The organism is Dyella marensis (assembly GCF_900112865.1).
GTDB classification, from domain to species: Bacteria; Pseudomonadota; Gammaproteobacteria; order Xanthomonadales; family Rhodanobacteraceae; genus Dyella_D; species Dyella_D marensis_A.
The window spans coordinates 1-18777 of the sequence record NZ_FONH01000021.1; the positions used below are offsets into that span (position 1 = coordinate 1).

The 18777-nt window shown below is 65.6% G+C and carries 18 protein-coding genes; 10 read left to right on the forward strand and 8 right to left on the reverse strand.

Annotated elements, in window-relative coordinates; genetic code table 11:
- Positions 1 to 206: 206 nt before the first annotated feature.
- A complete protein-coding gene (locus BM172_RS18915; protein ID WP_026635734.1) occupies positions 207 to 1127 on the forward strand; it encodes a M14 family metallopeptidase in 921 nt (306 codons plus the stop codon).
- Positions 1128 to 1138: 11 nt separating this feature from the next.
- On the opposite strand, the gene BM172_RS18920 is transcribed toward BM172_RS18915, so the two are convergent.
- Together BM172_RS18920 and BM172_RS18925 are read right to left on the reverse strand one after the other, a co-directional pair.
- Positions 1139 to 2548: an FUSC family protein gene (locus BM172_RS18920; RefSeq protein WP_177218840.1), complete on the reverse strand. Its 1410-nt coding sequence runs from the start codon at positions 2546 to 2548 to the stop codon at positions 1139 to 1141.
- A gap of 86 nt (positions 2549 to 2634) precedes the next feature.
- Positions 2635 to 3501 carry an aldo/keto reductase family oxidoreductase gene (locus BM172_RS18925; RefSeq protein ID WP_026635736.1) on the reverse strand — a complete coding sequence of 289 codons (867 nt, stop codon included), beginning with the start codon at positions 3499 to 3501 and terminating at the stop codon, positions 2635 to 2637.
- 98 nt (positions 3502 to 3599) lie between these two features.
- Here BM172_RS18925 and BM172_RS18930 point away from each other — a divergent pair, with 98 nt between their 5' ends.
- Positions 3600 to 4502, forward strand: coding sequence for a LysR family transcriptional regulator (locus tag BM172_RS18930; RefSeq protein WP_026635737.1), 903 nt, complete (start codon positions 3600 to 3602; stop codon positions 4500 to 4502).
- 169 nt (positions 4503 to 4671) lie between these two features.
- Here the strand turns inward: BM172_RS18930 and BM172_RS18935 are convergent, their stop codons facing one another.
- Positions 4672 to 7290 (reverse strand): TonB-dependent receptor, encoded by a 2619-nt coding sequence (locus BM172_RS18935; RefSeq protein ID WP_051548817.1) that lies wholly within the window; start codon positions 7288 to 7290, stop codon positions 4672 to 4674.
- Between the two features lie 535 nt (positions 7291 to 7825).
- On the opposite strand from BM172_RS18935, the gene BM172_RS18940 reads away from it, so the two are divergent.
- Complete coding sequence (locus BM172_RS18940; RefSeq protein ID WP_026635738.1) at positions 7826 to 8353, forward strand: hypothetical protein; 528 nt, start codon at positions 7826 to 7828, stop codon at positions 8351 to 8353.
- 18 nt (positions 8354 to 8371) lie between these two features.
- On the opposite strand, the gene BM172_RS22590 is transcribed toward BM172_RS18940, so the two are convergent.
- The gene (locus BM172_RS22590; RefSeq protein WP_155964719.1) at positions 8372 to 8548 is read right to left on the reverse strand and encodes a hypothetical protein; all 177 of its coding nucleotides are present in this window, start codon (positions 8546 to 8548) and stop codon (positions 8372 to 8374) included.
- Between the two features lie 141 nt (positions 8549 to 8689).
- Here BM172_RS22590 and BM172_RS18945 point away from each other — a divergent pair, with 141 nt between their 5' ends.
- The 3 genes from BM172_RS18945 to BM172_RS18955 all read left to right on the forward strand — a co-directional run bounded on the left by BM172_RS18945 (position 8690) and on the right by BM172_RS18955 (position 11669).
- Positions 8690 to 10165, forward strand: coding sequence for a serine hydrolase domain-containing protein (locus BM172_RS18945; RefSeq protein WP_035323577.1), 1476 nt, complete (start codon positions 8690 to 8692; stop codon positions 10163 to 10165).
- 64 nt (positions 10166 to 10229) lie between these two features.
- On the forward strand, positions 10230 to 11207 hold the full coding sequence (locus tag BM172_RS18950) for an alpha/beta hydrolase (protein WP_035323578.1): 978 nt from the start codon (positions 10230 to 10232) through the stop codon (positions 11205 to 11207).
- Between the two features lie 87 nt (positions 11208 to 11294).
- On the forward strand, positions 11295 to 11669 hold the full coding sequence (locus tag BM172_RS18955) for a hypothetical protein (RefSeq protein ID WP_026635740.1): 375 nt from the start codon (positions 11295 to 11297) through the stop codon (positions 11667 to 11669).
- Positions 11670 to 12168: 499 nt separating this feature from the next.
- Here the strand turns inward: BM172_RS18955 and BM172_RS18960 are convergent, their stop codons facing one another.
- The 3 genes from BM172_RS18960 to BM172_RS18970 all read right to left on the reverse strand — a co-directional run bounded on the left by BM172_RS18960 (position 12169) and on the right by BM172_RS18970 (position 14781).
- Positions 12169 to 12444, reverse strand: coding sequence for a hypothetical protein (locus BM172_RS18960; protein ID WP_026635741.1), 276 nt, complete (start codon positions 12442 to 12444; stop codon positions 12169 to 12171).
- A 538-nt stretch (positions 12445 to 12982) separates the two neighbouring features.
- Positions 12983 to 13636, reverse strand: a complete 654-nt coding sequence (locus tag BM172_RS18965; protein WP_026635742.1) for a glutathione S-transferase family protein — start codon at positions 13634 to 13636, stop codon at positions 12983 to 12985.
- Between the two features lie 179 nt (positions 13637 to 13815).
- Positions 13816 to 14781 carry a GlxA family transcriptional regulator gene (locus BM172_RS18970; protein WP_026635743.1) on the reverse strand — a complete coding sequence of 322 codons (966 nt, stop codon included), beginning with the start codon at positions 14779 to 14781 and terminating at the stop codon, positions 13816 to 13818.
- Positions 14782 to 14890: 109 nt separating this feature from the next.
- Here BM172_RS18970 and BM172_RS18975 point away from each other — a divergent pair, with 109 nt between their 5' ends.
- The 3 genes from BM172_RS18975 (at position 14891) to BM172_RS18985 (ending at position 16801) form a co-directional block, all read left to right on the forward strand.
- On the forward strand, positions 14891 to 15193 hold the full coding sequence (locus BM172_RS18975; RefSeq protein WP_026635744.1) for a putative quinol monooxygenase: 303 nt from the start codon (positions 14891 to 14893) through the stop codon (positions 15191 to 15193).
- Between the two features lie 47 nt (positions 15194 to 15240).
- Positions 15241 to 15870, forward strand: a complete 630-nt coding sequence (locus tag BM172_RS18980; RefSeq protein ID WP_026635745.1) for a YbhB/YbcL family Raf kinase inhibitor-like protein — start codon at positions 15241 to 15243, stop codon at positions 15868 to 15870.
- 118 nt (positions 15871 to 15988) lie between these two features.
- On the forward strand, positions 15989 to 16801 hold the full coding sequence (locus BM172_RS18985) for an aldo/keto reductase (RefSeq protein ID WP_026635746.1): 813 nt from the start codon (positions 15989 to 15991) through the stop codon (positions 16799 to 16801).
- A gap of 129 nt (positions 16802 to 16930) precedes the next feature.
- Here BM172_RS18985 and BM172_RS18990 read toward each other — a convergent pair whose 3' ends face one another.
- Entirely contained in the window at positions 16931 to 17545 is a 615-nt protein-coding gene (locus tag BM172_RS18990; RefSeq protein WP_026635747.1) for a TetR/AcrR family transcriptional regulator, read from the reverse strand.
- 104 nt (positions 17546 to 17649) lie between these two features.
- On the opposite strand from BM172_RS18990, the gene BM172_RS18995 reads away from it, so the two are divergent.
- The gene (locus tag BM172_RS18995; RefSeq protein WP_035323579.1) at positions 17650 to 18777 is read left to right on the forward strand and encodes an MBL fold metallo-hydrolase; all 1128 of its coding nucleotides are present in this window, start codon (positions 17650 to 17652) and stop codon (positions 18775 to 18777) included.

Genomic DNA, 18777 nt, shown 5'->3' on the forward strand with positions numbered 1-18777 from the left:
ACCCTTCTCCCTCCGGGAGAAGGTGGCGGCAGCCGGATGAGGGTGCGGGCGGAGCGGTGCACATCACTCTTGCGCTCCGCCCGTACCCTCACCCCCAACCCCTCTCCCGAGGGGAGAGGGGCTTACGTTGCGGCTAATGGCAGGTGGTGTTTGTCAGCGGTGCTAAAGTGCCCCGCCTCACCCACCCCCATGGAGCGAATCACGCCATGACCACCCCCGCGCCCTATCCGATCGGCACCCCTGGCACACCCTGGGGTCCCGCCGAAGTGGCCGCATGGCTGTCGCGCCAGAGCAAGCACCGCAGCTACGCCGACGAAGTGCAGAGCAAGATCGACGCCCTGCGCGCGCGCTTCGACGTCGCGGAATACGGCCGCCTGGACTACGCACCGGAAAGCTATCCACTGTTCGCGATCAAGACCCGCCACTGGCGCGACGACCTGCCCACCATGCTCATCACCGGCGGCGTGCACGGCTATGAGACCAGCGGCGTGCATGGCGCGCTGCTGTTCGTCGACCGCCATGCGGCCGACTACGAAGGCCGCGCCAACCTGCTGGTGGCGCCGTGCATCAGCCCCTGGGCGTATGAGCGCATCCACCGCTGGAATCCGTCCGCGATCGATCCCAACCGCTCCTTCCGCGAGAACAGCCCGGCAGGCGAGTCGGCCGCGCTGATGCAGCTGGTGGCGCCGCTGCGCGACAAGGTGCTGATGCATATCGACCTGCACGAAACCACCGACACCGACGAGAGCGAATTCCGCCCCGCGCTGGCCGCGCGCGACGGCAAGCCCTCCGCGCCGGGCGAGATTCCGGACGGCTTCTATCTGGTCGACGACACCGAGAACCCGCAGCCGGCGTTCCAGCAGGCGGTGATCGAGGCGGTGGCCAAGGTCACGCATATCGCACCGACCGATGCCAAGGGCGAAATCATCGGCTCGACGGTGGTGGCGCCGGGCATCATCCGCTATCCGCTGCGCAAGCTGGGCTTGTGCGCCGGCGTGACCTCGGCGCGTTATACGACGACGACCGAGGTCTATCCGGACAGCCCGCGCGCCACGCCCGAGCAGTGCAACGAAGCACAGGCGGCGGCGGTGTGTGCGGCGATCGATTACGCGCTGGCCCATCGATAGGGCGAGCGCCTTCAGCCGCTGCGCAGATCAGCGCGCAGCGCGCGTAGCAGGGGCAACAATGTGTCGGGCTCGCGCAATGCGCGTCGCGCGGCGCCGACGGCCTGTCGCAGCCTGCCCGGTGTCGCGCCCTGATCGATCAGGGCTTTTGCCGGCTCGCGGCAATCGAGCAAGGTGTCGGCCCAATCGGCCGGATGCATGGCGCGCCGGCGAAGCAGCAGGCGCGCGGCGCGGAATGGCGGCGTCACCTCCTCCACGCGATCCAGTGCAGCAGTGAAGCGCGCCGCGCTGCGTTGCTCCGTCGCCGGATCCAGCGCTTCACTCAGCGCCGCCAACGCATCCGCAAGCCGCCGGCGCAGCACATCGGTAGAGCGCACCGGCAGCACCCACCACGCGGCAGCGATACCGACGATCGCACCCAGCACGATCTCCTCCATGCGCTGCCACAAAAGACCTGTCGGCTCGCCGCCGCCGAAGCCTTGCAGCAGCGCCAGTGCCAGCGTGACGAACAGCGCCCACCACGCATAGCCGAACGGGCGCAGCCACACGCCGAGGAATAATGCGGTGAGCATCAGGATCGGGCTGGTGTGCCGATCGACACCGAGATGTTGGCCAAGGCCCAGCGCGATCGCCGTACCGACGGCAGCGCCCAGCACGCGCATCCCGCTCTTGTAGACCACGTCGAGCCGGCCGCGATTGCCGCTGTTGACGATGAAGGCGGTCAGCACGATCCAGCCCCAGCGCTCGCGGAAAAACAAAAAGCCGAGCGCGAACGACACCGCAAGCGCAACGGCCATCTGAATGGCCATGCGCGTACTCACCGCCAGGCCAGGCCTGTCCTGGGTGGCCGGTATCGCGATGGGCGCATCGTCCTCGTCAACCGGTGGCCGTATGCGCAGGCGGCGCACCAGCAGGTGGAGCATCGACACCCAGAACAGCGCCAGCAAGGCCACCACGATCGGCACCAGCCACACCGGCAACACGCCATTTGCCGTCGGCTGCACATGCGGCACGGTCAGCAGCGTCACGAAGGGCAGGGCGATCAGGCCGCCGGCACGGCGCGCCATCGCGCCGAAGCGGCGCAGCCAGATGGAGACGAACATGCCGGCCACGAATACCGCCGCGCCTGCCCACGGCCAGTGCCGCAGCAACAGCCCCACGCCGAGCGCCACCAGGCCGACCAGCGGCAGTACCACGGCTGCCTCCAGCCGTCCGCGCAGGTCGCGGTCCAGCTGGCTGCGCGAGAGCGAGAGGCACAGCACGACGGCGAGCACGGCCGGCCCAGGCCCCGGGGCGGCAACCCATGTGCACAGCATGGTGGCGATGGCCGCCAGCAGCGTGGCCAGCGCCTCGACCAGCGCGCGCAACAGCGCGGTTGTCGAGGGCAATCCATCGCGTGTTCTTGCGAAGACGGGAAGGCGCATGGGCATCCAGGCTCGAGCGGTGCGCCATCCTAATCGTTGCCGCGCGGGACGGCGCATGCCTTCCGGCATCGCCGTCCCGCTTGCGCCTAGCCTGGCTGCCCGAGCGCGTCCAGTTCGGCGATCACCGCGTCGGACAGCGACAGCTGCGCCGCCTGCAGGTTTTCATGCAGATGCTTGACCGACGAGGTGCCCGGGATCAGCAGGATGTTCGGCGAGCGATGCAGCAACCACGCCAGCGCGAGCTGCATCGGCGTCGCCTTCAGCGACGCGGCGATGCCGGAGAGTCCGTCCGACTGGATCGGCGTAAAGCCGCCGAGCGGGAAGAACGGCACGTAGGCGATGCCCTCGCGAGCCAGTTCGTCCACCAGTGCGTCATCCTGGCGATGCACCAGGTTGTAATGGTTCTGCACGCACACGATCGGGGCGATGCCGCGCGCTTCGGCCACCTGCGCCGAGGTGACATTGCTCAGCCCGATATGGCGCACCAGGCCCTGCCGTTGCATTTCCGCGAGGGCGGCGACCTGCGTGGCGATAGAGCCCTCGCTGGGTGCATGGACGTCGCCCATGATGCGCATGTTGACGATCTCCAGCACGTCCACGCCCAGGTTGCGCAGATTGTCGTGCACGGCCCGCTCGAGTTCCTGCGGCGACTGCGCCGGCAGCCAGGAGCCTTCGGCGCCGCGGACCGCGCCCACCTTGGTGACGATCAGCAGCTTGTCCGGATAGGGGTGCAAGGCCTCGCGGATGATCTGGTTGGTGACGTGCGGACCGTAGAAGTCGCTGGTGTCGATATGGTCGACGCCGGCGGCCACGGCCTCGCGCAGCACGGCGACGGCGGCGGCGCGGTCCTTGGGCGGACCGAACACGCCCGGGCCGGCCAGCTGCATGGCACCGTAACCCATGCGGTTGACGGTGCGGCCGGCGAAGGAATAGGTCGAAGCGGAGGGGGTCATGGCGATGCCTTCTGGGTGGACAGGACGCCTACTATGGGGAAAGCCCGGCTGGCGGATAATCCGGCCCCATGTGCACGGGTTGTGCGAAGGAATGAACAATGGCCGAGATCAACGATCTCATGGCGTTCGTGTCGGTAGTGCAGGCCGGCGGCTTCCGCGACGCGGCCCGCGCCGGCGACATCTCCGCGTCCGGCCTCAGCGCGGCGGTGCGGCGGCTGGAGACCAAGCTTGGCGTGCGCCTGCTCAACCGCACCACGCGCAGCGTGGCGCCGACCGAGGCCGGGCAGCGCCTGATCGAGCGGCTGGCGCCGGCGCTCACCGAGATGGAAGCGGCGCTGGATGTGCTCAACGGTTTCCGCGACCAGCCGGCCGGCACCTTGCGCCTCAACGTGCCGGCGGGCGTCTCGCGCACGGTGCTGCCGCCGATCGTGATCGGTTTCATGCAGCGCTATCCGGACATCCGCATGGAAATCGTGGTCGAGGACAGCTTCGTCGACGTGCTGTCCGCCGGTTGCGATGCGGGCATCCGCTACGACGAACGGCTGGAGCAGGACATGATCGCGGTGCCGCTGGGGCCGCGCGTGGAGCGTTTCGCCACGGCCGCGGCGCCGGCATACCTCGATGCCCGCGGCCGGCCGCAGCATCCGCGCGACCTGCTCGCCCACGACTGCCTGCGCGGGCGCTTCGCCAGCGGTGCGATGCCGCTGTGGGAGTTCGAGCGCGACGGCGAAGTGGTGCGCGTCGATCCGTCCGGTCCGCTGGTGGTGAGTCCCGGCGGCGCGTTCGACCTGAAGATCCATGCCGCAGTGTCGGGGCTGGGCGTGATCCATCTCTACGAGGAGCTGCTGCGGCCGCATCTGGACAGCGGTGCGCTGGAGCCGATCCTGGAATCCTGGTGCCAGGACTTCTCCGGACCGTTCCTCTATTACCCCGGACGGCGCCATCTGCCTGCGCCGTTGCGGGCGTTTGTCGACTTCGTGAAGGCCGCAACGCCGGCGTAGGTTGGGGTGAGCGCAGCGAACCCCAGCGTGTGCGTGCGTGGTGATGCCCGGTTGGGGTTCGCCTTCGGCTCACCCCAACCTACGCCGGCCGGTTCAGCGATCGAGCGTAGGTTGGGGTGAGCGCAGCGAACCCCAACGTGTGCGTGCGCGGTGACGGCGGTTGGGTCGTTTACAGCTTGAAATTCGCGCTCAATGTATACGTCCGTCCATTCTTGTACGCATTGTACGGCTGGTTCGGCGAACCGTTGTAGACGAAGTAGGTCTCGTCCAGCAGGTTGTTGCCGTCCAGCTGCAGGCGCAGGTGGTCGTTGACTTCATACGACACCGACGCGTCGAGCTGGCGGAAGCGGCCGGTGATCTGCTGCGACTGCAGCGTGCCGATCTGGGTGAAGTACGGCGAGCGGCGGCTGAAGGTGACGCGTGCGCTCCACGGGCCCTGCTCGTAGTACGGCGTGAGGGTGAAGGCATTCTTCGAGTTGTACGGCAGCGGGAAATCGTTGCTGGTGTCGTCGTCCGAGTAGGTGTAGTTCGCCGCCAGGCCGAAACCGTGGCCGAAGCTGGTCTGGTAGGTCAGCGACACGCCCTTGACCTTGGCCACGCCCGCGTTGGTCGGCGTCACCATCTGGTACACGGTGTTCTGCTGCTGGGTCAGGTTGTAGTAGGTGCGCGCCACCGTGGTGTACAGCACGTAGTCGCTGATGCGGCGGAAGAAGAACTCCGCCGACAGCAGGCTGTTCTCCGCGAAGTACCACTCCGCAGTGGCATCGTAGTTGGTGGACTTGTACGGCTTGAGGTTGACGTTGCCGGAGGAGCCGGTCTGCGTGCGATCGTCCAGCGCCACGTACGGCGTCATGTCCTGGTAGCGCGGGCGGGCCAGGGTCTTGGCCGCGGCGAAGCGCAGGGTCAGGTCGTCGCGTACGTCATAGGCGATGTTGAACGAGGGCAGCCACTCGTTGTAGCTGTTCTTCTGGTCGACTGGCTGGTACTGGTTGTCGGCGATCACGTTGTAGCCGGTGATGCCGTTGCGCGTGTGGATATAGCGCGCGCCGAGATTGCCGCGGTAGTTCTCGCCGCCGAAGTCGCCCTGGATATAGAAGGCGCGATTCTGCTCGGAGATCGCATAGGTGGCCTTCGGGTCCATCGGCGCATCGGTGAACAGCGTGTTGACGTACTGCTTCAAGCCGCCCTTGCTGATCTGCACCCAGCGCGCCATGTTGCCGGCGGGGCTGAGGCCGTCGAGATAATCGCCGCCGGTCATGCCGCCCTGCAGATCGGCCAGCGTCACGCCGCTGTTGTCGAGGGTGGGGATGCTGGCGGCGTAGTTGGTCTGGCCGTTGAAGTGATTGCTGCTCTTGATGCCCAGCTCCACCGTGTTGAGCGGCCCCAGCGTCAGGTCGTGGCTGAAGTCGGCCTGGAAGTAGCGCTCGCGGTCGTAGCTCGGCGCGCGGCTGAAGCCGGCGCCGTGGGCGAGCATCTGGCTGGCGTCGGTGGGATCGGTGTTGTAGTTGATCTGCGGATGCTCGCCGGCGAGGTTCCAGTTGTAGCCGCCGTAGCCGCGGAACTGCAGGCTGTAGATGCCCTGCGAGCCGCCGGAGGAATTGGTGTAGCCGATCTGGCTCGACGCATTCCAGCCTTCGCCGTGCCAGTCGGCACGCAGCTGCAGGGCGCCGGTGTTGACCTTGGAGAAGCGCTCGTAGCCGTCCAGATAGGTCGGCGCGTTGGCGCCGTACGAGCCGCCGGTGGCCACGCCGTTGGCGACGTTGACCGACGTTGCCGCCGGTGCGCTGCCGGACCAGTCGCCGTAGCGGCTCTGGTTGTAGTTGTCGAACTTCTCGGTGACGTACAGCCCGGTGAAGTTCAGCTCGAACGACTGGTTCGGTTTCCACTGCACGCCGGTGGCCACGCCGTCGCGCTTGCGATGCTGCTGGAACAGCGCGGTGTTGATCGCGGTGGGGTAGGTGAAGCTGCTGCCCGGCGGTACCACGCTGGCAGGGAACTGGTGATTGGGATCGGTATCGGTCGGATCGTTGGCGCGCTGGTAGCCGAAGATTTCCGTGCCTTCGCGGTAGATCACGCGGTCCGAGTGCATCAGCGAGCCGAGCACGCCGAAGGTGCCTTCGGCGTTTTTCCAGCTGTACAGCATAGAGGCATTCGGCTTGCCCTTGTCGGCGCGGTCGTTGTAGCCGTAGCTGACCGTGCCGGTGAGCGTGTTGGCTTTGAGATCCAGCGGACGGCGCGTGTTGACGATCACCGTGCCGCCGATGCTGCCTTCGTCGATGCGCGCCTGCGGCGTCTTGTACACCTCGGCGGTGCCGATGATTTCCGAAGTGAGCAGGCTGTAGTTGAAGGAGCGGCCGTCCGGATGGTTCGGATCGCTGGTCCAGTTGGTGGAAGCCACTGTCTGGCCGTTGAGCAGCAGGCGATTGAGCGCCGGATCGGTGCCGAGGATGGAGACCTTGTCGCCCTCGCCGAAGTTGCGGTCCACGCTGATGCCCGGCAGGTGCGACAGCGACTCGGCCACGTTGGTATCGGGGAACTTGCCCACGTCCTCGGCGGAGATGGCGTCGATGATCGAGTCGGAGTTGCGCTTCAGATCCAGCGACTTCTGCAGGCTGGCGCGGATGCCGCTGACCGTGACGGTCTCCAGCTGCTTGGCCTGGCCCTGCGCAGGCTTGGACTGATCGTCATTCTGCGGTGCGCTGGTATTGGCGTCCTGCGCTATCGCGGTGCCGGCACAGAACAGTGCGGCGAGGATGCTGATGGTGAGCGTGCTTCTGCGGTAGTCCATGGGTCGATGCCTCCGATCGGGGGTTTGTGCCGGATGTCGCGCATCCGGTCGTTTTCGTAGGACGAACGAAACCGCACGGGCCCGAAGCCCGTGTGCGCTTGTTCGTCGTTGCTCAGGTCCTGCGCCGCGTCTGTTCCGGCCGGCCCGTCAGCCCCCCGCTGTCGGAACCGTCCTGCGGCCTCTCCGTCGAACCCTTCCCTTTCAACGGCGGAGTGGGTGAAGTCTTAGGTGCGCCCGATAACGTTGTCAACGAATTTTTGCCACGATCTAAACGACGGTGGTCAATATCTAAGCTATTGAGTGGTTGAGCCTTTATGGCGCATCGCAAAAATTTGTGCGGTCTAATTTGAATCGATTCAAGCGGGGCGCCGATGTGCGCGTTTTGCAGTGCACACATGACTCGTACTTAAAGCATGGGCGGAGGATTTCATCCGGACGCCGCGGCATGGCGGGCCAGGCATGACCACGTTGTCGCGCGTTGGCCATACAGTGGCGGGCAGAAGCACACACCAGTCATGCAAAGGGGAGCATGTCGATGAAGGCGTATGTCGCGTGGGTTGTGCCGTTGCTGGTCTCGCTCGGCTTGCCGGGCATCGTGCGTGGCGAAGAAGCCGTCACCGTCTCGGTATGCGCGGTGATGGCAGCGCCGCTCGATTTCGATCGGCATGTCATTCGCGTCGAGGGCACGGTGGATCACGCCGATGAAGGGTTCACCATCTCCGATCCAGCCTGCCCGGGCCGGCAGATCTGGCTGGAATACGGCGGCAAGACCGGTTCCGACACCGCTTATTGCTGCGGCAACATGTCCGAGCGGCATCGCAAAGAACCGCTGACCATCGACGGCGTCGAAACGCAACTCATCGAAGACAAGCCGTTCCGCCATTTCGATCGCATCGTGCGCAGCGCTTATAGCGTGACAATGCATGCGGTCGTGGAGGGCCACTTCTTCGCGCGCAAGGCGCCGGCGAATTCATTCGGCGGCGGCTACGGGCACTTCGGCGGCTTCAGCCTGTTGGTGGTCGAGCGAGTCCATGAGGCGACCCGCCTGAGTCATAGCTCGTAGCTCTGTGGCGCCACGCGCTCAGCGCGGCGTGCGCAGGACCGAATTGCGCAACGCGTCTTCCCGCTGCAATTCGTCCAGCTCGGAGGTCTCCACCGTATCCAGCACGTTGTGGCCGGGGCGATGCATGCCCGGGTGTTCGTTCGTGTCGGCCGGGTCCGGATGGATATGCGTTTCGCCGGGCGTCTTGTGGGTCATGGGGAAGCAGCGCAATGCCGGTTGGCGGGAGTCACGATGATGGGGGCGGGCATGGCGGAAGTCACGTTGTTGGGGCGAAGCTCGCGGTACTAGAGTCGAACGGGTGCGCGCGCAAATTCTTGCGCAGGCCAAGGGGCAGACATGGCAAAGGCAACCATCGTCGTACTCGTCGGTGCATTCGGCCTCTGGGCCAGCGGCGCGCAAGCTGCACAGGACTGCGCCAACGACACCATTCGCAAAGCCGGCGACGCCTTCATCGCAGCCGGCTCCTCCGACGGACTTTCCATCGCCGTGGTGAAGGACGGCAAGACCGTCTTCTGCGACTTCGGCACCGTCGAGCGCGGCAAGGCGCGGCTGCCTACGCCCGATACGGTTTATGAGATCGGCTCGATCAGCAAGACTTTCGGCAGCCTGCTGCTGGCGCAGGCGATCGTCGCGGGCAAGGCACAGGTCGATGACGACATGCGCCGCTACCTGCCGCCGGGCGAATACCCCGGGCTGATCTATCAGGGGCAAGCGGTGACGTTGCGCAACCTGGTGTCGACCACCTCGGCGCTGCCGGACAATCTGCCCGACGAACTCACCCGCAAGGCGAAAGAGGCCAAGCCGGAAGACAAGCCTTTCGTGCTCGTGGAAGGGCTCAATCGCTACACCATGCCGCAGTTCCTGGCCGACCTGCAGCAGGCCAGGCTGCAACGCCAGCCCGGTGTCATGCCTGCGCATTCCAATGTGGCGGCGCAGGTGGTCGGCCTTATCGATGCCAGGCTGCTCGGCAAGCCGTTCGAAACCCTGCTGGACGAACGCATCGAGCGCCCGCTCGGCATGGCCAGCGGCACGGACAAGGCGCGCGCCGCGCGCATGGCCACCGGCTATACCGGCGAAGGCCGCGTCGCACCGGTATGGGATGCGCCCGTGACGCGCGCCGCCGGCGGCCTGCGCTACAGCACGCGCGACATGGCGAAGTACGCGGCGTACCAGCTTGCCGAGCGCGATCCGGCGGTCAAGCTCGCGCACCAGGCGCAATGGGGCGATCCCGGCGAAGGCGCGACGGGCTTCAACTGGGTGATCGACTTGATGGTCGACGGCCAGCCGCACCTGGAGCACTCCGGCGGCACCTTCGGCTTCGCCAGCTATATGGACCTGTATCCGCGTTCCGGCTACGGCATCGTGCTGCTCGCCAATCGCAGCGCCGACAATACGCAGGGCCAGTTGCAGGCGGTGGCCGAGCGCATCCGCGATGGCCTGGTCGGCGCACTGCCCGCGCAGGTGGCGCTGGACAAGGCGTTCGCCGAGCATGGTTATGGCGATGTCGCCGCCACCGTTGCGCAAGTGCGCCGCGCGTATCCGGGCCTGCATCTGAGCGAGAACTACATCAACGCCCTGGGCTACCGGTTGCTGCAGCAGGAGAAGCGGCCGAAGGACGCGGTGAACGTGTTTGCCTACAACGTCACGCAGCATCCCAAGAGCTTCAATCCCTATGACAGCCTGGCCGAATGCCAGGAGGCGCTGGGCGAGCGCGAACATGCCATCGCCAACTATCGCCTGTCGCTGGAGCGCAACCCCAACAACGAGCATGCCAAGACCCGGTTGGCGGAGTTGGACAAGCCGAAGTCGTGAGGTATTGGCAGCGAGGTAGCGGTTGTGTTTCGATGACTGCCGTTTTTCGCTGGGGAAGTTCGTGATGCTTCGTTCGGCCGCCCTGGGGGTGGCGCTGGTTCTGCTTGTGGCTTGTTCGAATGGCGCCGCGCCGCCTGCGTCGAACCAGGCCGCGCCGGTGACTGCGGCCGCCACTGCGCCGCCACCGCCGCCGGCCTACGCGCTGGAGGGCACCGAAGTACGCGAGCTGCCGTCGAAGATCCTCGGGCGGGACTACCAGCTCTACGTCTATCTGCCCGATAGCTACGCCACTGAACCCGCGCGCAACTATCCGGCGCTGTTTGTCACTGATGCGCCTTATGCGTTCCCGCTGATCCGCAGCATCGCCAGGCGCGTGGGCGATCATGGCGAGGGCCTGCGCGACTTCATCTTGATCGGCCTCTCCTACGCCAAGGGCGACACGCCGAAGTTCAGCCGCAACCGCGACTACACGCCAACGGCGAAGGGACCATCGGGCGCCGAGTCGGACATGCCCGGCCGTGCTCCTCTGTACGGCGAGGCGGAGAACTACCGGCGCTTCATCGCCGAGGAAGTGTTTCCCTTCGTCGCCAGCCACTACCGCGCCGACATGCACGAGAAGATCTACGCCGGCCATTCCTACGGCGGCCTGCTCGGCGTGCAGATGCTGCTGACCGAGCCGGGCATGTTCGAGCACTACATCCTGGGCAGCCCGTCGCTGCAGTTCGACGGCAAGGTGATGTTCGAGCGCGAGCGCGCCTACGCGGCCAATCACAAGGACCTGCCGGCCGATGTGTTCATGGCGCTGGGCGGCTTCGAGACGGTCGATCCATCATCCTCGGATCGCCGTTATCACAACTCGGTAGATATGGTGCGCAATGCGCAGGCGTTCGAGCGGGTGCTCAAATCTCGGCATTACCCCGGCTTGCATATCCAGTCCGTGGTGATCGGCGACGAGGACCACCTGACGGTATTCCCTACCCTTATTACCCATGGCCTGCAGGCCATGCTGGCGCCACGACAGGAAGCCCCCGCGACGCGGTGACGCCCGGCCCGGTTTTGGGGCAGGATAGCGAGCGCGTCCAGGAGGGGCGGGACGCTTGTGGCGACAAGCCGATCACAGGGGGAAAACATGAGTAATCCGTACGAGGCACCCAAGGCGCAGGTGGGCGATTCCCTGCGCGACGATCCGGGCGTAGAGGAAGTAGCCAGCGGCCAGAAGCTGGTGATCTACGCAATCCTGGTCTATCTCGCGATCATCCTGGTGCGCGGCGGCGCCGGCCCGATCGCCGGCGTGCTGGCCATCGTGTCCCTGGTGCTGTCGCTGATGGGCATCCTGCGCATCAGCAATGGCCTGGGTTACGGCACCGGCACCAAGGTGCTATTGGTGATCCTGATGTTCGTGCCGCTGGTGGGGTTGATTACCCTGCTGGTGCTCAATGCCAAGGCGACGAATCGGTTGCGTGAGGCGGGGTATCAGGTGGGGTTGCTGGGGGCGCGGCGGTGAGGATCGGGTCCCGCGCCGTGGTGGCGCGGGACTTTGCTGGGCTTACGACCGAGTGTGAAGGTGGCGGGCGCGTAGAGCTAATTCACTTTTGTTTGTAGTGCAGTCCGCGCCGATAAAGTCCAGGGGCGGGTCTCGGCGTTGCGCTTCGCCCGGCCCCTCACCCCAGCCCTCTCCCCGGATGGGAGAAGATGCCGGTCCCACGGGGACTCCCTTCGGTAGCAACAGATGAGGGACGGGGCTCGCCTATGGGCTGGGTAGTATCGGAGCTCACTGCTCGTCATTCCTGCGCAGGCAGGAATCCAGTAGCGGTACCGCTCGATGGTCGCGAAAAGCCAAATCGACGCTATCGCGAAAATCCAGAATTTTCGCTACTGGATTCCTGCCTGCGCAGGAATGACGAGCAAAGGACCGGCGTAGGTTGGGGTGAGCGCAGCGAACCCCAACGTGGGTACATCGATGTGCACCGCAACGTTGGGGTGCGCCTGCGGCTTACCCCAACCTACGCCGGTTGTTGCCATTGCAGGCGTAGGTGCGCCTGTGTGGCGCAGCGGGTGCCCATTTCGATGAAGGCGGCGATGCCGTCGAGCATGATGGGCAAGCGATGCGCGTCGATGTTGCCGCGTTCGTGCGCCAACTCGGCCAGCAGCTTGATGGCGTGGTAGGCGTACTGCAGCCATTCGGTCGCGTCGTTCAATAGCTCATCCGGCTCCGCACTGGGATCGGAGAAATAGTTGGTGTGGCGGATGATCCAGGGTTCGCCAAAGACGTTGTTCATAAGCAACTCCTTGCTGAGCGCCGCATCCTCGATCCGTAAACGGCACGCCGCCAACAGCACGACGTGCCGCGACCACACGGACTCGAGGGTTCACCGGTAGCCTGAAATGTCAGGCGCCGAGCGGCTTGATTGAGGAAGTGGGTTGCGGGGTCGGAGGGTTTCGCCGTTGCGCAAGGCAACGCGCCGGGTTGCACGGCTCGGATTAATTCCTGCGAAAACTCTTAAACCGCGGTTCTTCAACCGTGTCCGCGGTGTCGTCGGACGGCCCGGATGGGCGGTGAGGATGTCGCCGTGGGGATCGGCGAGCGCGAGAGTGACGTATGATCTGGCCTAGCCATGATCAACTCCTGACGTAGTTGGTGATGGTCAGCGGGTCGAGGGTGCTCGTAACACCCTTGGCCCGCGCTTCTCACAGCATTGCTGCCATGGTCGTCCGCGACGCGACTCTAAGCACTCCGCGGACAACACGAATCAAGCTATCAAAGCGCTTCGCGCTTGTCTTTAGTCGAAATCCGATAAGCAAGCCGGTTGGCATTCGTCAGCCGGCCGGCAGCGGCGCCGTGTTGATGGCCAACTGCGCGGCAAACGCACGCTGATATGCCGGCCGCGCTTCGCCACGCGCGACGTACGCCGCCAGCTTCGGAAACTCATTGAGCAGGCCAGAGGGTTTCACGCGCAGCAGCACCGACACCATCAGCAGATCGCCTGCACTGAAATCGCCATCGAGCCATTCCGCATCGCCCAGGCGCGCGGAAAGCAGAGTCAGCTTCTGGCGGATGCGATCCTGCACCACGGGCAGGCGGTCCTGCGCCCAGGGTTTGTCACCCTCCTGGAACTTGGCGATGGACAGGTCGAGGATCGGCGGCTCCACGGTGCTGAGCGCGGCGAACATCCAGGTGACCGCGCGTGCTCGCGCGTTGGCGTCCTTCGGTAGCAGGCCGGGATGGCGCTGGGCGAGGTGGAAGACGATGGAGCCGGTTTCGAACAGGGTGAGGTCGCCTTCCTCGTAGGTGGGGATCTGGCCGAAGGGGTGTACGGAAAGGTGGGCGGGTTCTTTCATCGCCTGGTGCGGGACGAGGCGGACTTCGTAGGGCTGGCCGACTTCTTCCAGCGCCCAGCGCACGCGGGTGTCGCGGGCGAGGCCTTTGCCGCCGTCGGGGGAACGTTCGAAGGCAGTGATGGTGATGGTCATGGCGGTGGCTCCCTTGGGTCGATTCAGGCGGCGTGATTGCCGGCTTTCGTCATGACGACGAATGGGCGGGGCTGGTTTCGACATGGGATGGCAAAATTTTGTACCTGGCCTTGGAGCGGACAACGAGCGTCGTCCCGGCCAGCTGGTGCGCACAGCAACTGGAACGAACATTTCGCGATTCAGATCTCCGCGCGACGGAGCTCCTTGACGCCGCAGCCCAGTCGCTTGCGAAGCAGCGTGCGTAGCGTAACCCCATCGGCATAGCCGACTTCGGTGGCGATGGCCTCGACGTCCTGATGGCTCGTGCGCAACAGATGCACGGCACGCTCCACGCGCAGATCCTGGAAGTAGGCCAATGGCGACTTCCCAAGCACGGACTCCATGCGACGTTGCAGCGAACGCTTGCTCGTATTCATTGCCTCGGCGGCGGCCTCGAGCGAAAACCCTTCATGCAACCGCTCCCGAGCCCAGCGCTCGAAGCTCTGCACCACCGGATCGGCTTGCGCCAGGTGCACGGGGATCATGTAGGGCGCCTGCGAGGTCCGCGTATCCACCAGGAGATAGCGCGCGGTCATATCGGCCAGTGCGGGGCTGACCTGGCGAACCAGCCACAACGCCAGTTCCAGATGCCCCATGGCGGCGCCCGCGGTCACGAAATCCCCCGCGGGAACGAGAATGCGATTCTCATCGAGCGCCACGTTCGGGTAGCGCCGCCGAAAGAGCGGGCCGAGCCACCAGGTGGTCGTGGCGTCGTGACCGTCGAGCAGCCCCGACTCGGCCAGCAAGAAGCTGCCGATGCAGGCCGCGCCGATGCGCGCCCCGCCGCGATGCCAGCGGCGCAGTTGCTCCATGGCGTCCTGCGATTCCCGCTTGGCCAGCGCGAGCAGCAGCGGTTCGGGCATCTTGGTGCCCGGCGCCGGGACCATCACCCAGTCGGGTCGCCTGACACTCGCCGCTTCCTGCACAGGTACCCGAAGACCGAGCGATGTGCGCACCGTCTTGCGCACCCCGACGACGCGGAAATCGAACCGCGGCGACGGCATCTTCTGCATGACGGCGAGCTCGTTGGCCGTGGCCAAGGTGTCCAGCATCGTCGCCAGACCGGTATCGAACACGCCATCGACGGCAAGCACGGCAATCTTCATGGCGTAAATGATATCAATTTTGCCGTTAGCGACAATATGACCGCAGGAGGGCCGAGCCTAAAGTGGCAAGCGTCGAATGGTCGACAGCCACTGAAACGAGTCCTTCACCATGATCCAATTCGCACTGTTTGCACGCCTCGAAGCCAAGCCCGGCAAAGAAGCCGAGGTCGAGAAATTCCTCCAGGCCGGCCTCGATATGGCTCGCGACGAACACACCACGCCGATCTGGTTCGCGCTGCGGCTGTCGCCCACGACCTTCGGCATCTTCGATGCGTTTCACGATGAGGAGGGGCGACAGGCTCACCTCCAGGGGCCGATTGCGCAGGCCTTGATGGCGAAGGCCGACGAATTGTTCTCGGTACCGCCGTCGATCGAGGCGATCCAGGTGCTGGGGCTGAAGAACGAGCTCTGACAAGCGGGCGCTACTGCTATCGCTCCCCTTACAGCACAGGAATCCCCATGAATCTGAATACCTTCGCCCGCCTCTCGCTGCTTGGCGCCATCCTCGCCGGCGCTGCCGGTCTCGTGTCCGCGCCGGCCATCGCGCACGAGTCCGATAAGTTCACGCTGTCCAGTCCCGACGTCATGGCAGGCGGCAAGATTGACAACAAGTTCGTCCTCAACGGCTTCGGCTGCGAGGGCGGGAACATCTCTCCCGCCCTGGCATGGAAGAACGCTCCGGCAGGCACCAGGTCGTTCACGCTGCAGGTTTACGATCCGGATGCACCCTCGGGCAGCGGCTGGTGGCATTGGACCGTCTACAACATCCCGGCATCGGTGACGCAACTGGCCCAGGGGGCTGGCAATGCGCCGGCGGCACTGCCGGCCGGCGCTGTTGCGGGAGCCAATGACTTCCAGGACACCGGCGCCTCGGGTGGCAACGGCAACTACGGCGGTCCGTGTCCACCGGCTGGCGACAAGCCCCATCGCTACGTGTTTACGATCTACGCGCTGTCGGTGGACGACATCGATGCCGCTGCCGGCATTCCCAAGACCGGAACCGCAGCCCTGCACGGTTTCGTGCTGAACAAGGGCCTGGGTGACAAGGTGCTGGGCAAGGCTTCGTTTACGGCGCGCTACGGCCGTTAACGCAAGACTGAGCGCTGATGAGTCCGGGTGACGGGCTCATCGGCCTCGATGCGCAGCTTCGCCAGTCGGCCATCACCTCAATGACGGTGACCATCAACGCTCTTCATAAGGATCGCCGATGCAGACCCGCACCATTCCTTCTTCGCAGGAAGCGCTGCCCGTCATGGGGCTGGGCACGTATCGAGGGTTTGACACAAGCCTGGAAAGCGCCAACCGCAGCCGTCTCTCCGGAGTGTTGGACGCGCTGTTCACCGCCGGCGGCACGGTCATCGATAGCTCTCCGATGTATGGGCAAGCCGAAGCCGTGGTCGGTGAGCTGCTGGCCGGACAGGATCTTCAAAGCTCGGCCTTTCTCGCCACCAAAGTGTGGACCCAGGGCCGCGAGGCCGGCCGCCGCCAGATGGAGCACTCGTTCCGTTTGCTGCGCACCCAGCGCATCGACTTGATGCAGATCCATAACCTCGTGGATTGGAAGACGCATCTACCGGCTCTGCGCGACATGAAAGACGCGGGGCGCATCCGCTACATCGGCATCACTCATTATTCGAACGCGGCCTATGGCGAGGTCGAACGAATCCTCAAGACCGAATCGCTGGATTTCCTGCAGATCAACTATGCGCTCGATGCCCGCGAAGCCGAGGCCCGGGTGCTGCCCCTGGCTCAGGACAAAGGCGTTGCCGTTCTGTGCAACATGCCGTTCGGCGGCGGCGGTCTCTTGCGCCGGTTGAACGCCACGCCCATGCCGGGATGGGCACAAGCAGCCGGAGCCATCTCCTGGGCCCGGCTCGCGCTCCAGTTCGTGCTTGCCCATCCCGCCATCACCTGCGTCATCCCTGGCACGGGCAAGCCCCGGTCCATGGCGGAAAACGCCGCCGCGGCGGGCGGAATGCTGACTGCCTCCCAGCGGCGGGACCTGATCCGGGCTGTCTGAGCATCGCGCGCCAAGAACGGCAGAGGTCTGATGCACCCAACCCGTCGCCGGCATCGATGTGTAGACCACATATGGATATGTGCGGCGCCTTCGACAATGGCTTGGACGGCGACGTCGCAGTGACGTGACTCAGGCGTAGTAGGCGAGGAACATATCGACGGCCGTCTCCGCCACCCGCTTGCGCTCCTTCGGTCGCAACGCCGGCTGGCCCAGCGTGATCTGCGGCCAGAACGCGAACGTCTTCACCAGCCCCTGCAGCTGATGCGCGGCAAACACCGGGTCGGCGATCTTCAGCCGCCCATCCTTGGCCGCCGCACGCAACCACACCGTCAGGCCTTCCTCGCGCTCGTTCATCCGCGCCACCATGTCCTGCGCCCGTTCCGGCGAATGGATCGCCGCGGCGATGGCCACGCGTGCCAGCGAGACGAAGGCTTCGTTGTTGACCAGGCGCAACTTCAGCGTGACCAGTTCCAGCAACTGGTCGCGCAATGGGCGGTCGGCGCGGTAGGTGAGCTCCTCGCCCTCGCGGCTGGCCTCCCACAGCTGGTGCATGATCTCGACGAACAGCACCTCCTTGCTGGGGAAGTGGTTGTAGACCGTGCGCTTGGAGACCTCGGCGCGGGCCGCGATGCGGTCCATGCTGGTGGCTTCGTAGCCGGCGGAGCGGAACTCGTCGATGGCGGCCTCCAGGATGGCGGCGCGCTTGAGATCGGTGAGACGGGCGGGGCGGGACGGAGTGGGCATGCCCGGATTTTACACTGATGGGTTTACATTTGCCTCGCGGGGAAATTACACTGCTCGGTGTAGTTTCCCTTCCCACCCCTCTAAACGCCCTCGGAACCCGCCTTATGAAGATCGTGCTGGGCCTCGTCGCCCTCGCCATCGTCCTGGCCCTGCTGGCCTCCCGCCGCGCGCGTGCCGCGCTGGGCGGCTACCAGGATTCGCCGCAACGTGGCGGCGATCGCTTCCGCAACCCGCGGCCGCGCCCGTCCGAAGGCCTGGGCAAGATCCTGGGCATCATGTGGAACATGATGTTGCACAAACCCAAGGACGCGGCGCCCGATGCGCCGTTGCCGGTGCAGCGCCTGACCCGCGCGCAGCTGGAGGCGGCGCCGGACCGCAGCCTGTATCGCCTGGGCCATTCGACCCTGTTGCTGAAACTGCGCGGCCGTTTCTGGATCACCGACCCCGTGTTCGCCGAGCGCGCCTCGCCGTTCTCCTGGATGGGCCCGAAGCGCTTCCACGCACCGCCCATCGCGCTGCAGGACCTGCCGCCGATCCGCGGCGTGGTGCTCTCGCACGATCACTACGATCATCTCGACCGCGCCACCGTCGAATACCTCGCCGATCGCGCGGAGCTGTTCCTCACGCCGCTGGGCGTGGGCGATCGCCTCACGGCCTGGGGCGTGCCGGCGGACAAGGTGCGCCAGCTGGACTGGTGGCAGGAAACCGAGGTCGACGGCCTGCGCTTCATCGCCACGCCCGCGCAGCACTTCTCCGGCCGCGGCCTGTTCGACGGCGACCAGACGTTATGGGCCTCGTGGGCCATCATCGACGACGACCTGCGCGTGTTCTTCAGCGGCGACACCGGCTACTTCGACGGCTTCAAGACGATCGGCGAGCGGCTGGGTCCGTTCGACGTGACCTTTATCGAAACCGGCGCCTACGATCCGCAGTGGCCCTACGTGCACATGCAGCCGACCGAATCGGTGCAGGCGCATGTGGACCTGCGCGGCCGCTGGATGATGCCGATCCACAACGGCACCTTCGACCTGGCCATGCACCGCTGGCAGGATCCGTTCGAGCAGGTGAGCGCGCTGGCCGCCGAGCGCAATGTCGCCCTGTCGACGCCACGCATGGGCGAGCGGTTGGCGCTGGATGCGCCGCACGCGGGCGAGCGCTGGTGGCGGATGTTCGAGCAGCCGGCGGCGCGTCCCGCGTCGCTGCTGTCCGCCGCCGGGCACGACGCGCGCTGA

Coding starts and splice junctions, on each gene's coding strand:
- BM172_RS18915 (WP_026635734.1), top strand. CDS start 207: ATGACCACCCCCGCGCCCTATCCGATCGGCACCCCTGGCACACCCTGG.
- BM172_RS18920 (WP_177218840.1), bottom strand. CDS start 2,548: ATGCGCCTTCCCGTCTTCGCAAGAACACGCGATGGATTGCCCTCGACA.
- BM172_RS18925 (WP_026635736.1), bottom strand. CDS start 3,501: ATGACCCCCTCCGCTTCGACCTATTCCTTCGCCGGCCGCACCGTCAAC.
- BM172_RS18930 (WP_026635737.1), top strand. CDS start 3,600: ATGGCCGAGATCAACGATCTCATGGCGTTCGTGTCGGTAGTGCAGGCC.
- BM172_RS18935 (WP_051548817.1), bottom strand. CDS start 7,290: ATGGACTACCGCAGAAGCACGCTCACCATCAGCATCCTCGCCGCACTG.
- BM172_RS18940 (WP_026635738.1), top strand. CDS start 7,826: ATGAAGGCGTATGTCGCGTGGGTTGTGCCGTTGCTGGTCTCGCTCGGC.
- BM172_RS22590 (WP_155964719.1), bottom strand. CDS start 8,548: ATGACCCACAAGACGCCCGGCGAAACGCATATCCATCCGGACCCGGCC.
- BM172_RS18945 (WP_035323577.1), top strand. CDS start 8,690: ATGGCAAAGGCAACCATCGTCGTACTCGTCGGTGCATTCGGCCTCTGG.
- BM172_RS18950 (WP_035323578.1), top strand. CDS start 10,230: ATGCTTCGTTCGGCCGCCCTGGGGGTGGCGCTGGTTCTGCTTGTGGCT.
- BM172_RS18955 (WP_026635740.1), top strand. CDS start 11,295: ATGAGTAATCCGTACGAGGCACCCAAGGCGCAGGTGGGCGATTCCCTG.
- BM172_RS18960 (WP_026635741.1), bottom strand. CDS start 12,444: ATGAACAACGTCTTTGGCGAACCCTGGATCATCCGCCACACCAACTAT.
- BM172_RS18965 (WP_026635742.1), bottom strand. CDS start 13,636: ATGACCATCACCATCACTGCCTTCGAACGTTCCCCCGACGGCGGCAAA.
- BM172_RS18970 (WP_026635743.1), bottom strand. CDS start 14,781: ATGAAGATTGCCGTGCTTGCCGTCGATGGCGTGTTCGATACCGGTCTG.
- BM172_RS18975 (WP_026635744.1), top strand. CDS start 14,891: ATGATCCAATTCGCACTGTTTGCACGCCTCGAAGCCAAGCCCGGCAAA.
- BM172_RS18980 (WP_026635745.1), top strand. CDS start 15,241: ATGAATCTGAATACCTTCGCCCGCCTCTCGCTGCTTGGCGCCATCCTC.
- BM172_RS18985 (WP_026635746.1), top strand. CDS start 15,989: ATGCAGACCCGCACCATTCCTTCTTCGCAGGAAGCGCTGCCCGTCATG.
- BM172_RS18990 (WP_026635747.1), bottom strand. CDS start 17,545: ATGCCCACTCCGTCCCGCCCCGCCCGTCTCACCGATCTCAAGCGCGCC.
- BM172_RS18995 (WP_035323579.1), top strand. CDS start 17,650: ATGAAGATCGTGCTGGGCCTCGTCGCCCTCGCCATCGTCCTGGCCCTG.